We start from the raw sequence: 12,918 nt of genomic DNA on the forward strand, positions 1-12,918 counted from the left end.
GGGTGAAGTGCGGCCCGGCCCCCTGCCCCCGCACCCCCGCCCCGCGCTACCCTCCGAGCGGCTGTCCGCGCACGTCGCGCCCGGAGGTGCCATGCGCCCGCTCCTCGCCCGCCGCCCCCGCCGCCGCTACCGTCCCGGCCCGTCCCACCGGCTCGCCGCCGACGCCGCGCTGCTCGTCGTGGCGGGCGCGTTCGCCGTGCCGCTGGTATGGCTGCTGCTGGCCTCCGTCGACTCAGGGGCGGGGCTGCGGGTGCGCGCGCCCGAGGACCCCACGTTCGACAACTTCTCGGCGGTGCTGACCGAGGACATCACCTTCCGGCCCATGCTCAACAGCCTGCTGCTGTGCGGCGGCGCCACCCTGCTCACGATCGTGTGCGCCGCCCTCGCCGCGTACCCGCTCTCGCGCTACCGCTCCCGCGTCACCCGGCCGTATCTGCTGGGGGTGCTCTTCACGACCTGTCTGCCCCTGACAGCGATCATGGTGCCCGTCTACGGGCTGTTCGTGCGGATCAACCTCATCGACACCGTCTACGGCACCGCACTCTTCCTCGCCACCGCCCAACTGCCGTTCGCCATCTGGCTGATGAAGAACTTCATGGACGGCGTGCCGGTCATCCTGGAGGAGGCCGCCTGGACGGACGGCGCGGGCCGGCTGCAGGCGCTGGTGCGGGTGATCCTGCCGCTGATGGGCCCGGGCCTCTCGGTCGTGACCATTTACTGCTTCATTATGCTTTGGGGCAATTTTTTCGTTCCGTTCATGCTGCTGCTCTCCCCCGACCAACTGCCGGCGTCCGTCAGCATCTTCACCTTCTTCGGGAACTACGGGCAGGTGGCCTACGGACAGCTGGCGGCCTTCTCCCTCCTCTACTCGACGCCCGTGGTCGTGCTGTACGCGCTCATCGCCCGCCGCCTCGGTGGAGGTTTCGCACTCGGGGGCGCGGTAAAGGGCTGACCCGCCGTCGCCCGCCGCCGGCCCGCCTCCGCCCGCAGGCGGTCCGGTGCGCCTTCAGGATGACGACGTCCGTCTGCAGTACTACGCCCCACCGGCACCACAGGCCCAGAGCACGACGCCGTTTTCCGGCCGTACGGCTGACGCTCGCCGAGGCTGCCGCTCCGAGAATTGGAACTGTTGATTCCAACGTCCCCACCCCCCACGTACCTCCCGGAGGAGACCTCGTGTCCCACACGGCCGCCTACGCCACCCCCCACACGCCCGCCGGTGTCATCGCCGCTCGCGCCACCGGGCTGAGCAAGGTCTACGGGCAGGGCGAGACCCGGGTGGCAGCCCTGGACTCGGTCTCCGTGGAGTTCCGCCGGGCCGAGTTCACGGCGATCATGGGGCCGTCCGGCTCCGGCAAGTCGACGCTGATGCACTGCATGGCGGGCCTGGACACCATCTCCTCCGGCTCCACCCGGATCGGCGACACCGAGCTCGGCTCGCTCGGCGACCGGCAGCTGACCCGGCTCCGCCGGGACAAGGTGGGCTTCATCTTCCAGGCGTTCAACCTGCTGCCCACCCTGACCGCCCTGGAGAACATCACGCTCCCCATGGACATCGCGGGCCGCAAGCCGGACCCGGAGTGGCTGCGGCAGATCGTGACGACGCTGGGCCTGTCCGGGCGGCTCGCGCACCGGCCGAGCCAGCTGTCCGGCGGCCAGCAGCAGCGCGTGGCCGTGGCCCGCGCCCTCACCGCCAAGCCGGAGATCATCTTCGCGGACGAGCCGACCGGCAACCTCGACTCCCGCTCCGGCGCCGAGCTGCTGGGCTTCCTGCACGAGTCCGTGCGGGCGCTGCAGCAGACGGTCGTCATGGTCACCCACGACCCCGTCGCCGCCTCCTACGCCGACCGCGTCGTCTTCCTCGCCGACGGCCGCATCGTCGACGAACTGCGCGAGCCCACCGCCGACGCCGTCCTGGACCGCATGAAGCGTTTCGACGCCAAGGGCCGCACGAGCTGATCCCCGCCGGATTCGATCTTCAGGACTGACCTCAATGTTCCGCACCGCCCTGCGCAATGTGCTCGCGCACAAGGCCAGGCTGCTGATGACCGTGCTCGCCGTCATGCTCGGCGTGGCCTTCGTCTCCGGCACCCTGGTCTTCACCTCGACCATCTCCGACGCCTACAAGAAGAGCTCCGAGAAGGGCTTCACGGGCGTCGACGTCGCCATCGAGCCCCACCGGAAGAGCAGCGAGAAGGACAACCCCGGCGCCGTTCCGCAGCTCAGCCAGCGCCTGCTGGACCAGGCCGCCAAGGTGCCCGGCGCCGCCTCCGCCACCGGTTCGGTCAACGGCTTCGCCGCCATCGCCGACAAGAACGGCAAGCTCATAGGCGAGGGCTTCTCCTCCTCCGGCGCCAACTACTACCCCGCCGCCGGCGGCAAGGACCCCCGCTACCCGCTCAAGAGCGGCCGCGCCCCCCAGAGCGTCGGCGAGATCGCGCTGGACGCCAAGACCGCCGAGCGCGCCGGCTACAAGATCGGTGACACCGTCCGGGTGTCCGTCGACGGCCCCGTCCTGAAGCAGAAGCTCTCCGGCATCTTCACCACCGACGACGGCAACGTCTCCGCCGGCGGCAGCCTCGCCCTGTTCGACACGCCCACCGCGCAGAAGCTCTACGCCAAGCCCGGTGAGTTCGGCCGCATCGACGTGAAGGCCGCCTCCGGCACCTCCCAGACGGCGCTCAAGGCGTCCGTCGAGAAGATCCTGCCCAAGGACGCCGAGGCCACCACCGCCCAGGAGCTCGCCGACGAGCAGAGCCGGATCATCGCCCAGGGCATGGACGGCATGCGCACCAGCCTGCTGGTCTTCGCGGGCATCGCCCTCTTCGTCGGCATCTTCATCATCGCCAACACCTTCACCATGCTGGTCGCCCAGCGCACCAAGGAGCTGGCGCTGATGCGCGCGGTCGGCGCCAGCCGCCGCCAGGTCACCCGCTCGGTGCTCATCGAGGCGTTCGTCGTGGGCTCGGTCGCGGGCGTCACCGGCCTGCTCGCGGGCATCGGCATCGGTGCCGGCCTGCGGTCGCTGATCAGCGGCACCGGCGCCACCATCCCGGACGGCCCGCTGGTGATCGCCCCGAGCACGATTCTGACCTCCCTGGTCGTCGGCATCGTCGTCACCATGCTCGCCGCGTGGCTGCCCGGCCGCCGCGCCGCGAAGATCCCGCCGGTCGCCGCGATGAACAGCGTGCACGCGGTGGCCACCACCAAGTCCCTGGTGGTGCGCAACTCCATCGGTGGCGTCATCACCGCCATCGGTGCCGCGACCGTCCTGACCGCCTCCAGCTCGACCATGATGGGTCTGGGCGCGGGCCTGGTCCTCATCGGCGTCTTCGTGCTGACCCCGCTGCTGTCCCGCCCCGTGATCGCCGCCGCGGCCCCGCTCCTGCGCCCGTTCGGCATGACCGGCAAGCTGGCCCGGCAGAACGCGGTCCGCAACCCGCGCCGCACCGCCGCCACCGCCTCCGCGCTGATGATCGGCCTCACCCTGATCACCGGCATGACCGTGATCGCCGGCAGCGTGCAGCAGGCCATCGACAAGATGGCCACCGGCTCCATGAAGGCCGACTACGTCGTCTCCATGGCCAGCATGACCCCGCTGTCCACCGATGTGGAGAAGAAGCTCTCCACGCACCCGGACGTCGCCGCCACCAGCCCGCTGCGCAGCTCCTGGTCCTCCGTCGCCGACGAGCGCAGGGAGCTCATGGGCGTCAACGGCGCCACCATCGGCAAGCTGATGAACCTCGAGTTCACGGCCGGCTCCTTCGCCGGCCTCTCCGGCGACAAGGTCGTCATCGACGACGCCACGGCCCGCACCAACCACTGGAAGGTCGGCTCGTCCCTCGACGTCACCTTCGAGGACGGCAAGAAGGGCAGCCTGACGGTCTCCGGCGTCTACAAGGGCAACGACCTGATGCGCGGCATCATGGTCGACACCAAGACGCTGACCCCGCACCAGAGCCAGATCGACGACCGCCAGGTGCTGGTCAAGACCAAGGCCGGCACCAGCGAGGCCGCCAAGGACTCGCTGGCCAAGGCCCTCGGCGACAACCCCGCCATCCAGATCCAGACCAAGCAGGACATCTCCGAGAGCATCTCCAAGGGCATCAACCTGCTGCTCAACATGCTCTACGGCCTGCTGGCCATGGCCGTGGTCGTCGCCGTCCTCGGTGTCATCAACACCCTGGCGATGTCGGTCTTCGAGCGCCGGCAGGAGATCGGCATGCTGCGCGCCATCGGCCTGGACCGCAAGGGCATCAAGCGCATGGTGCGCCTGGAGTCCCTGATCATCTCGCTGTTCGGCGGTGTGATGGGCATCGGGCTGGGCGTCTTCTTCGGCTGGGCCGCGGGCGACCTCATCAAGAAGGGCCTGAGCACCTATGAGCTGGTGCTCCCCTGGGAGCGCATGGGCGTCTTCCTGCTGCTGTCCGCCGTGGTCGGTGTGCTGGCCGCGCTGTGGCCGGCCCGCCGGGCGGCCAAGCTGAACATGCTGTCCGCCATCAAGGCCGAGTAGCGGCCGCGGAGGACGAGGAGTAGAGCGAAGGGCCCGGTCCAGGCGGACCGGGCCCTTCGCGCGTGCTCAGCGCCAGTCGCGGGTGCGCAGCGGCAGCCCGCTCCCGCCGCTCGGCGGGGTGCGTACGGCCAGGACCTGGTTGACGCCGATGCGGTTGCGCTCGAAGGCCAGCGCGGAGGCGGCCATGTACAGCCGCCACACCCGGGCCCGGCCCGGCGAGGTCAGGCGCACGGCCTCGTCCCAGTGGGCCTCCAGGTTGGCCACCCAGGCGCGCAGGGTCAGGGCGTAGTGCTCGCGCAGCGATTCCACGTCGCGCACCTCGAAGCCGGCCTGTTCGAGCTGGGCCACGGTGCGGCCGACGGGCGCCAGTTCCCCGTCGGGGAAGACGTAGCGGTCGATGAACTCGTCGACGCGGTAGTCCGCCTCGTCCCGCAGCGGGCGGCGGGCGATCTGGTGGTTGAGCAGCCGGCCGCCGGGCTCGAGCAGGGCGTGGAGCTCGGCGGCGTACTCGGCGTAGCGCGCGGAGCCGACGTGCTCGGCCATGCCGATGGAGGAGAGGGCGTCGAACGGCCCGTCGTGGACCTCGCGGTAGTCCTGGACGCGGATCTCCACGCGGTCCGTCAGACCGGCCTCGGCGACCCGTTTACGGGCGTACGCGGCCTGTTCCTCGGAGAGGGTGATGCCGACCACGCGCACCCCGTACTCGCGGGCCGCGTGCAGGGCCATCGAGCCCCAGCCGCAGCCGACGTCCAGCAGCCGCTGTCCGGGCCGCAGGGCGAGCTTGCGGCAGACGAGGTCGAGCTTGGCGCGCTGGGCTTCCTGCAGGGTGGCGTCCGGGCCGGGCCAGTAGGCGCAGGAGTAGACCATCGAGGGGCCCAGGACGTGTTCGTAGAAGGTGTTGCCGACGTCGTAGTGGTGGCTGATGGCCTGCTTGTCGCGGCGCACGGTGTGCAGCGGGCCGCCGCCGGTGCGGGCCTCCTCGCGCGGCGGTGCGGGCGGTGGCAGCGGTCCGGCGAGGCGGAGCAGCTCGCGGCCGGCGGCGCGCAGGGCGGGGTCGCGCAGGGCGCTCAGGAGGGCGGCGGGGCCGCTGCGGGGTCCGGATCCCTCGTCGCGCTCCCACAGGTGCCCTGCGAGCAGTTCCAGGGCCTGGTAGAGGTCGCCTTCGACGTCGAGGTCCCCGGCGACCCAGGCGCGTGCCAGCCCGAGTTCTCCCGGCTTCCACAGCAGGCGGCGCAGGGCGCGGCGCCGGCGCACGTGGAGGACGGGGGTGCCGGGCGGTCCGGATTCGCTGCCGTCCCAGGCGCGCACCCGGACCGGGAGCGGGGCCCCCAGGACCTGTTCCGCGAGTGTGGTCAGCCGTCGAGCGGCCTCGGCCATGTCGCACACCTCCATGATGAAGTGTCAGGAGATAGATTCACCTAACACCTAAACACCAACAGGCCGTGCTGCAGTCCCTCTTCGGACAGGGTAGGTCAACGAAAACGCCAAGGGCGCCCACCCCACGGATTGGTGGACGCCCTCGAAGGAATGCGGTGCCGGCTAGGAGGCCTTGGCCTTCTGCGCCGTGTCGGACTTGGCGGCCTGCGGGGCCGGCTTGGCGGCCTCGTAGAACTCCTCGCGCGGGTTCTCCATGGCGCGCAGGGAGACGACCTCGCGCTTGAGGAACATGGCGAGGGTCCAGTCCGCGAAGACGCGGATCTTGCGGTTCCAGGTCGGCATGGCCATGCCGTGGTAGCCACGGTGCATGTACCAGGCGAGACGGCCCTTGAGCTTGATCTTCATCTTGCCCATGACGATCATCGCGACGCCCTTGTGGAGGCCGAGGCCCGCCACCGCACCCTTGTTGGAGTGCTCGTAGGTCTTCTGCGGGAAGCCGCGCATCCCGGAGACCACGTTGTCGCCGAGGACCTTGGCCTGGCGCAGGGCGTGCTGGGCGTTCGGCGGGCACCAGGCGTTCTCGTTGCCGGCCTTGCGGCCGACCATGTCCGGGACCTGGGCGTTGTCGCCCGCGGCCCAGATGTAGTCGGTGCCCTGGACCTGGAGGGTCTCGGAGGTGTCGACGTGGCCGCGCGGGCCCAGCGGCAGGCCGAAGCGGACCAGCGCCGGGTTGGGCTTGACGCCCGCGGTCCACACGATGGTGTTGGAGTCGACCTCGAGGCCGTTCTTCAGCACGACGTGGCCGTCGACGCAGGAGTCCATGGAGGTCGAGAGGTAGATCTCGACGCCACGGCTCTCGAGGTGCTCCTTGCCGTACTGGCCGAGCTTGGGACCCACCTCGGGGAGGATCTTGTCGGCCGCGTCGACGAGGATGAAGCGCATGTCCTCGCGCTTCACGTTCGGGTAGTACTTGGCGGCGTCGCGCGCCATGTCCTCGACCTCGCCGATGGTCTCCGCACCCGCGAAGCCACCGCCGACGAAGACGAAGGTGAGCGCCTTGCGGCGGATCTCCTCGTCCTTGGTCGAGTCGGCCTTGTCGAGCTGCTCGAGAACGTGGTTGCGCAGGCCGATGGCCTCCTCGATGCCCTTCATGCCGATGCCGTTCTCGGCGAGGCCGGGGATCGGGAAGGTGCGCGAGACGGCGCCCATCGCGATGACCAGGTAGTCGAAGGGCAGCTCGTACGCCTCGCCGACGAGCGGCGCGATCGTGGCTACCTTGCGGTCCTGGTCGATGGTCGTGACACGGCCGGTCAGGACCTCCGCCTTCGGGAGCACGCGTCGCAGCGGCACCACGACGTGGCGGGGGGAGATGCTGCCGGCGGCTGCTTCAGGAAGGAAGGGCTGGTACGTCATGTACGAGCGCGGGTCGACGACCGTGACGGTCGCCTCGCCGAACCGCATCTTCTTGAGGATGCGGCGCGCCGCGTACAGGCCGACGTACCCACCGCCTACTACGAGGATCCGTGGACGCTCCGTGGTGCTCATGTTTCGAGTATCCAGCACTCTCGGGAGGGGTGCTCGTGCGCCCCTTCACAAGGGGCCGGGGCCTGTCTGCTACACTCCGCCGCCCCTGTGACCGACGCCATGGCGCCGTAATGGAACCAAGCCGTCCGCCGGGGCGTTGATCACCCCTGCTGAACTGGGCTTGCGGCTCGCGGGGCGACTGGACCACAGCCTGTGGACGGCCCGCATAAGCGTTTCTTTAACACGTCTGAAACCGGACCGTTTCCGGCCGCGGAGGCCCCGCGGGCCCCGGAAGGGGGTCTGAAGCCCTCATTCCGGGGTCCTAGGACCACTTTTTCATGTGAAGGATTTCACGAACATTCCCCGGAGAGGGGCCCACCGGGCCCCCGAAGGGTCCGGAACGCCCCTTTACGCCACGCTCCACGCGATGCCGTCCAAGGCTGCTTACACCGGGGGACAACCCCCGGACCCCCGGCCGGACACCCTCGCCGGTGCACGCCAGTCGTCACCGTCCGGCGCGGTTCAAACGGCCACGCCCTACCTGAGTCTGCCGCTGCGAATCGCCACGACGAGGCCGCGCATCTGCCCATAGCCGAACAGGAGCGCGGGCCCCGTGGGGCGCTTGCTGTCTCGCACGGCGATCACTTCTTCTTCCTCGCTTACGATGCCGACCTCGACACAGTCGGACACCGCGCCGGACGCGCTCGACTTCCACCACCTCACGGGAAGTATCGAGGCGTCATCAACGTGAGTCATGCCGTCTTCCTTATCTCTGCGATGCGCTCGGCGGACGCTTCCGGCGTAAGCGCCGCAACGCTCAGCCGTTCGAAAGCGCTCTGATACACGGCTACCTCTTGACCGTCCTCGACGTAAAGGCCGGACGTCAGACTCTCGATGTGGACGACGTCGAGGTCGCTGTGATCGGCGAACCCCAGCAGGGAAAACGAACCCATCTGCCCCACGTGCGGTGAGACGCCAGCCGGCAACACTTGAATGGTGATGTTCGGCCGGCGACTCACCGTGAGCAGGCGCGTGAGCTGGTCATGCATCACGCCATCGTCGGAGCACTTCGTGTGGAGTGCGCTTTCGCCGACGACCACACGCAGGTCGAGCGGGCGCTCGCGCGAGGTGAGCACCGACTGACGAGCCAGGCGTACCTCCACCAGCGCATCGACCTTGTCTTCGATGGCCGCCGACATGGCGGTACTGCTGATGATCTCGCGGGCGTACTCCGCTGTCTGGAGCAGGCCCGGGATCGCGCCCATCTGCCACGACCGCACCGAAGCCGCCTCGGCCTCCAGAGAGATCAGATCCTCGTACACAGGCGACAACACACCCCGGTAGGAATGCCACCACCCGCGAGCGGCACCTTCGTTGGCGAGGGCGAGCAACGCCGCACAGAGCTCGCCGCCGTCAACACCGTAGAGGGCAAGCAACATCTTGACGTCGGCAGATTTCGCCGGCGTACGCGCCGTCTCGAGGCGACTCAGTTTCGCAACGGTGATCCTGCCGTCAGCCCTCGCGGCGACGTCCTCGAGCGTGAGCCCCAGACCCTCGCGGAGTGCTCGCAACTTCGCCCCCAGCCTGCGGCGACGCACAGTCGGTGCGCTCAACTTGCCCTCCATCATCGCGTTCTGTCGGCCAGTCTGCCGCCTGCCCGTTGGCCATGTCATCTGTGTTGATCATTTGACCTTCGCCACTCACACGGGCATATGCAAATTCTCATTCGTGCGTGAGATGGCTTGCGACAGGCTGGAGTTAAGAGCACTCTGTCGTACACGAAACGTCGCCGCACGATCACGCTCTGACGACAATCGGCGTTGGTTAGTGCTGCCCAGAGGGGGTTTTGCATGGCGATCACGCATTCGCATTCGTTCCCACAGACTCCTGAGCGCCGCAGGCCGGACGATCCCGGCCGCATCGGGCACCGCTGGGTCGGCAGGGTGGTGCACGACTCCGAGACGGACCGCATCGGAAGGGTCATGGGCAAGGTTGAGTCGCGCTACCAGCTGCGCCGACTCGACGGCGGGCACGAGTGGGAGGCGGACGGCGACTCCCTCGAAGTCGTCACCCCGCTGCGGTGTGAGTACATCGCCAGACTCAAGGTCGAGCGCAGGAAGGCGGTGGAAGCGGGCCGTGCCAACGCCGCCCACCTGCTCACCCTGGCCATGTGCCGCCACCTGCGGGTGATGCACCCATGAGTCGGCTCTGGCGCCTTCTTCGCCGAGCATGGCGCATCGCGCGACCGACGCCCCCCGGGGCGCCGGTCGGCGGACCGACCCGGAGCCACGTGATTTCGCTTCCCCATACCTCCGGCCCGTCTGCAATGCCGACTCCCTACATGTCCCCGGCGACCCGCGCCCACTACGCTCCCGTGCTGCACCCCACACCCGCCTCTCAGCCGGTGCCCGAAGACAGCTCACGAACGGCGTGCCCGCGGGCCCACACGCACCACCCCTAGACCCCTGCCCGGTCGCCACCCCGCAACGCGGTGAGGACGGTCGGCGGCCGGGCAGGCGCAAGTGCCCATCCGAATGAGCGAAAGGGTACAAAGTGAACATTCAGTTCGTAACCGCCGCCGGCGGCGGGCACAGCAAGGACGAAGGCGAGGGGGACGGACACCCCGGCCAGCCATGGACGCCGCCGTCCGATCCCCCGTCCCCCGACGGCAGTAGCCCCGAGGGAGATGGGGACCACCGCAAGTGACGTTCAACCCGCAGGTGGAGCGCCCCAGCCGAAATGAGCTGGGGCGCGTCCTCTTTGAGACGAAAGCAATGTCGTCGGACTGGGCGCCGACCTTCGCCGCGGTGGACCGGGCCGCCTTCCTGCCCGATCTGGTCTGGCCGTGGGACATGGAATCCGGTACGAGCGTCGCCGTGGACCGGACCGCCGACCCCGACGGCTGGTACGCAGCCGTGGACAGTAACCAACCCATCGTGACCCAGTGGGACGACGGCGAGCACTCCGGCACCGCGCCGGGGCGCGTGTCGACAAGCTCGTCGTCCGCGCCGTCCGTGAACTACGGGCTGTTTCAGGATCTGGGCGCGGAAGAGGGCATGAACGTGCTGGACGTGGCTACCGGTACGGGTGAGACCGCCGGGGCCCTGTACCACCGCTGTGTGGGCTCACGCGGGCGCGGACGCGTCACCACGATCGAGATCGACCGCACAGTATCCATGCGGGCCCGCGAGCGACTGTGTGCGGCCGGGCTGTACCCGGACGTGGTCGTCGGCGATGGGTTCGAGGGCTACGCGGACCACGGGCCGTACGACCGCATCCTCGCCACTGTGGGGCTCCGGGAGTCCCCAGGGGTGTGGCTGCCACAGATCCGTAAGGGTGGGCTCATCGTCGCCCCATGGGGCACGCACTACAGCAACGCGGACGCCGTGGTCCGGCTGCGGGCGGACGGCGGAATCGCACTCGGCCGTTTCACCCGCCCGGTGGAGTTCATGAAGATCCGGGCCCAGCGTTCGCCCCGGCGACCGCACGCGGAGTACGTTCCGGCGGGCACGTTCGACGATGCGGACACCTCCACCACGGCTATTACCGAGTCCGAGTTCGTCACCGGGCGGTACACCGCCCTCCCCTTCGCTCTGGGCCTCCGGGTGCGGAACTGCGTTCAGGCTGTGGCCGACGCACGCGACGGCGCGCGCCCCGTGTGGTTCTACGGGCTGGGTGACCGCTCCTGGGCCTGCGTGATGTTCCGCGAAGGGGAAGAAGCCCGCGTTTGGCAGGCGGGCCCGCGCCGGCTGTGGGACGAGGTGGAAGCGGCCTTTCGGTGGTGGCAGAAGGAGGGCAAGCCGACGCATGACCGGTTCGGGCTCACCGTGACGCCGGACGGGCAAGAGGCGTGGCTCGACATGCCGGGCGACTCCTGGCCGGTGTGAAGCAACGAGGTGGCCCCGGTCCGCGTACAGCGGGCCGGGGCCATTCACGTTTACGGCCTACGAATCAGCGCAGGTCAGGGCCGCTTTTTCTCGGCCTCGGCCTGTTCTGCTGTTTTGAAAGCGATGCCGTCCAGGATGTCGTGCTCGCTGACGACGACCTCGTGGGCGCCGGTCCGCTCCATCACGCACAGCAGCACGAGCGCCCCCGCGGCGATGACATCGACGCGGCCCGGGTGCATCACGGAGATCGCCGCCCGCTGCTCGTGGGTGGAGCCGATCAGCTCGTGGGTGATCTCCCGGACCCGCTCCAGGGAGACGCGCGAGTGGTGGATGGCGGCGGAGTCGTACTCCCGCAGCCCCAGCGCGATCGCGGCGACCGTGGTGACCGAGCCGGCCAGGCCGACGAGCGTACGGGCCTCGGTCAGCGGCACGCTCTGCTCTGCGAGGTCCAGCGCCGCCTCGACGTCGGCCCGTATCGCCTCGATCTGGGCGGCCGAGGGCGGGTCGGTGACCTCGCCGTCCACGACCAGATGACGTTCCGTCATCCGTACGCAGCCCACGTCCACGCTGCGCGCGGCCCGCACGTGCTCCTCGCCGACCACGAACTCGGTCGAGCCGCCGCCGATGTCCACGACCAGGAACGGGGTGGCCAGGTCGGCGCGCCCGGCGAGCTCCCTGGTGGCGCCGGTGAAGGAGAACTCCGCCTCCTGGTCACCGCTGATCACCTCGGGCTCCACGCCCAGGATCTCCACGACGCCGCGCACGAAGTCCTCGCGGTTCTCCGCGTCCCGCGAGGCGGACGTGGCCACGAAGCGCACCCGCTGGGCGCCGTGCGCCTCGATGACCTCGGCGTACTCGCAGCACGCGGCGAACGTGCGCTCCAGCGCCTCCGGCGCCAGGCGGCCCGTGCGGTCCACGCCCTGGCCGAGCCGGACGATCGTCATCCGCCGGTCGAGCTCCTTGAGTTCACCGGTGGCGGGGTCGGCGTCCGCGACGAGCAGCCGGATCGAGTTCGTCCCGCAGTCGATGGCGGCGACGCGCGTCATGCGCACCCCTCGCCCGACTCGCCGCACGGGCTCACGCACGGGCCCTTGGCCCACCACTCCGGCAGCAGCGCCAGCGCCTCGTCACCGAAGGGGTTCACGCCGGGGCCGGCCACCAGCGAGTGCCCGACCAGCACGTGCAGGCACTTGACCCGGTCCGGCATGCCGCCGGCGCTCGGGAAGCCCTCCAGCACCTCGATCGCGTCGCGGCGCGCGAGGTAGTCCTCGTGCGCGGCCCGGTAGGCGGCGGCCAGCTCCGGGTCGGTCGCCAGCCGGTCCTGCATCTCCTTCATCAGGCCCGAGCCCTCGAGGGTGCCGATCGCGGAGGCGGCACGCGGGCAGGTCAGGTAGTACGTCGTCGGGAACGGCGTGCCGTCCGGCAGCCGGGGGGCCGTCTCGACGACGTCGGGCTGACCGCAGGGGCAGCGGTGCGCGATGGCGCGCAGCCCGCGCGGCGGGCGCCCCAGCTGCTCCTTGAACGCGGCGATGTCGGCGTCGGTCGGCTCGGTGGGCTCGGTCTTCGGAGGAGGGGTGTCCATGTGCTCGCTCGTGCTCGCTCGGTCTTGTCGAAAGA

At 69.8% G+C, this 12,918-nt stretch carries 11 protein-coding genes; 5 read left to right on the forward strand and 6 right to left on the reverse strand.

Going from position 1 to position 12,918, the window contains the following annotated elements:
* Window positions 1–91: 91 nt before the first annotated feature.
* The 3 genes from AB0G59_RS06890 to AB0G59_RS06900 all read left to right on the forward strand — a co-directional run bounded on the left by AB0G59_RS06890 (window position 92) and on the right by AB0G59_RS06900 (window position 4,513).
* Window positions 92–952 (forward strand): carbohydrate ABC transporter permease, encoded by an 861-nt coding sequence (locus AB0G59_RS06890; RefSeq protein WP_360908823.1) that lies wholly within the window; start codon window positions 92–94, stop codon window positions 950–952.
* 224 nt (window positions 953–1,176) lie between these two features.
* On the forward strand, window positions 1,177–1,959 hold the full coding sequence (locus AB0G59_RS06895) for an ABC transporter ATP-binding protein (protein WP_071964119.1): 783 nt from the start codon (window positions 1,177–1,179) through the stop codon (window positions 1,957–1,959).
* 34 nt (window positions 1,960–1,993) lie between these two features.
* On the forward strand, window positions 1,994–4,513 hold the full coding sequence (locus AB0G59_RS06900) for an FtsX-like permease family protein (RefSeq protein WP_360908826.1): 2,520 nt from the start codon (window positions 1,994–1,996) through the stop codon (window positions 4,511–4,513).
* A gap of 66 nt (window positions 4,514–4,579) precedes the next feature.
* Here AB0G59_RS06900 and AB0G59_RS06905 read toward each other — a convergent pair whose 3' ends face one another.
* The 4 genes from AB0G59_RS06905 to AB0G59_RS06920 all read right to left on the reverse strand — a co-directional run bounded on the left by AB0G59_RS06905 (window position 4,580) and on the right by AB0G59_RS06920 (window position 9,027).
* Entirely contained in the window at window positions 4,580–5,890 is a 1,311-nt protein-coding gene (locus tag AB0G59_RS06905; protein WP_360908828.1) for a cyclopropane-fatty-acyl-phospholipid synthase family protein, read from the reverse strand.
* Between the two features lie 162 nt (window positions 5,891–6,052).
* The gene (locus tag AB0G59_RS06910; RefSeq protein WP_360908830.1) at window positions 6,053–7,435 is read right to left on the reverse strand and encodes an NAD(P)/FAD-dependent oxidoreductase; all 1,383 of its coding nucleotides are present in this window, start codon (window positions 7,433–7,435) and stop codon (window positions 6,053–6,055) included.
* A 516-nt stretch (window positions 7,436–7,951) separates the two neighbouring features.
* A complete protein-coding gene (locus AB0G59_RS06915; protein ID WP_360908832.1) occupies window positions 7,952–8,170 on the reverse strand; it encodes a DUF397 domain-containing protein in 219 nt (72 codons plus the stop codon).
* Window positions 8,167–9,027, reverse strand: coding sequence for a helix-turn-helix transcriptional regulator (locus AB0G59_RS06920; protein WP_360908834.1), 861 nt, complete (start codon window positions 9,025–9,027; stop codon window positions 8,167–8,169). The genes AB0G59_RS06915 and AB0G59_RS06920 overlap by 4 nt, the downstream gene beginning before the upstream one ends.
* A 237-nt stretch (window positions 9,028–9,264) precedes the next feature.
* Between AB0G59_RS06920 and AB0G59_RS06925 the strand changes: the two genes are divergently transcribed.
* A complete protein-coding gene (locus AB0G59_RS06925) occupies window positions 9,265–9,615 on the forward strand; it encodes a hypothetical protein (RefSeq protein ID WP_360908836.1) in 351 nt (116 codons plus the stop codon).
* Window positions 9,616–10,188: 573 nt separating this feature from the next.
* Window positions 10,189–11,301: a protein-L-isoaspartate(D-aspartate) O-methyltransferase gene (locus tag AB0G59_RS06930; protein ID WP_360908838.1), complete on the forward strand. Its 1,113-nt coding sequence runs from the start codon at window positions 10,189–10,191 to the stop codon at window positions 11,299–11,301.
* Window positions 11,302–11,375: 74 nt separating this feature from the next.
* On the opposite strand, the gene AB0G59_RS06935 is transcribed toward AB0G59_RS06930, so the two are convergent.
* Window positions 11,376–12,347, reverse strand: a complete 972-nt coding sequence (locus tag AB0G59_RS06935; RefSeq protein ID WP_360908840.1) for a Ppx/GppA phosphatase family protein — start codon at window positions 12,345–12,347, stop codon at window positions 11,376–11,378.
* Window positions 12,344–12,883, reverse strand: a complete 540-nt coding sequence (locus AB0G59_RS06940; RefSeq protein ID WP_071965325.1) for a DUF501 domain-containing protein — start codon at window positions 12,881–12,883, stop codon at window positions 12,344–12,346. Before AB0G59_RS06940 ends, AB0G59_RS06935 begins: the two co-directional genes overlap by 4 nt.
* Window positions 12,884–12,918: the final 35 nt, after the last annotated feature.

This window comes from Streptomyces sp. NPDC021096, assembly GCF_040641275.1.
Classification (GTDB): Bacteria; Actinomycetota; Actinomycetes; order Streptomycetales; family Streptomycetaceae; genus Streptomyces.

What these genes read in the sequence shown, in the direction of transcription:
- AB0G59_RS06935 (WP_360908840.1), bottom strand. Translation starts at nt 12,347, where the DNA reads ATGACGCGCGTCGCCGCCATCGACTGCGGGACGAACTCGATCCGGCTG.
- AB0G59_RS06910 (WP_360908830.1), bottom strand. Translation starts at nt 7,435, where the DNA reads ATGAGCACCACGGAGCGTCCACGGATCCTCGTAGTAGGCGGTGGGTAC.
- AB0G59_RS06930 (WP_360908838.1), top strand. Translation starts at nt 10,189, where the DNA reads ATGTCGTCGGACTGGGCGCCGACCTTCGCCGCGGTGGACCGGGCCGCC.
- AB0G59_RS06900 (WP_360908826.1), top strand. Translation starts at nt 1,994, where the DNA reads ATGTTCCGCACCGCCCTGCGCAATGTGCTCGCGCACAAGGCCAGGCTG.
- AB0G59_RS06915 (WP_360908832.1), bottom strand. Translation starts at nt 8,170, where the DNA reads ATGACTCACGTTGATGACGCCTCGATACTTCCCGTGAGGTGGTGGAAG.
- AB0G59_RS06940 (WP_071965325.1), bottom strand. Translation starts at nt 12,883, where the DNA reads ATGGACACCCCTCCTCCGAAGACCGAGCCCACCGAGCCGACCGACGCC.
- AB0G59_RS06925 (WP_360908836.1), top strand. Translation starts at nt 9,265, where the DNA reads ATGGCGATCACGCATTCGCATTCGTTCCCACAGACTCCTGAGCGCCGC.
- AB0G59_RS06890 (WP_360908823.1), top strand. Translation starts at nt 92, where the DNA reads ATGCGCCCGCTCCTCGCCCGCCGCCCCCGCCGCCGCTACCGTCCCGGC.
- AB0G59_RS06905 (WP_360908828.1), bottom strand. Translation starts at nt 5,890, where the DNA reads ATGGCCGAGGCCGCTCGACGGCTGACCACACTCGCGGAACAGGTCCTG.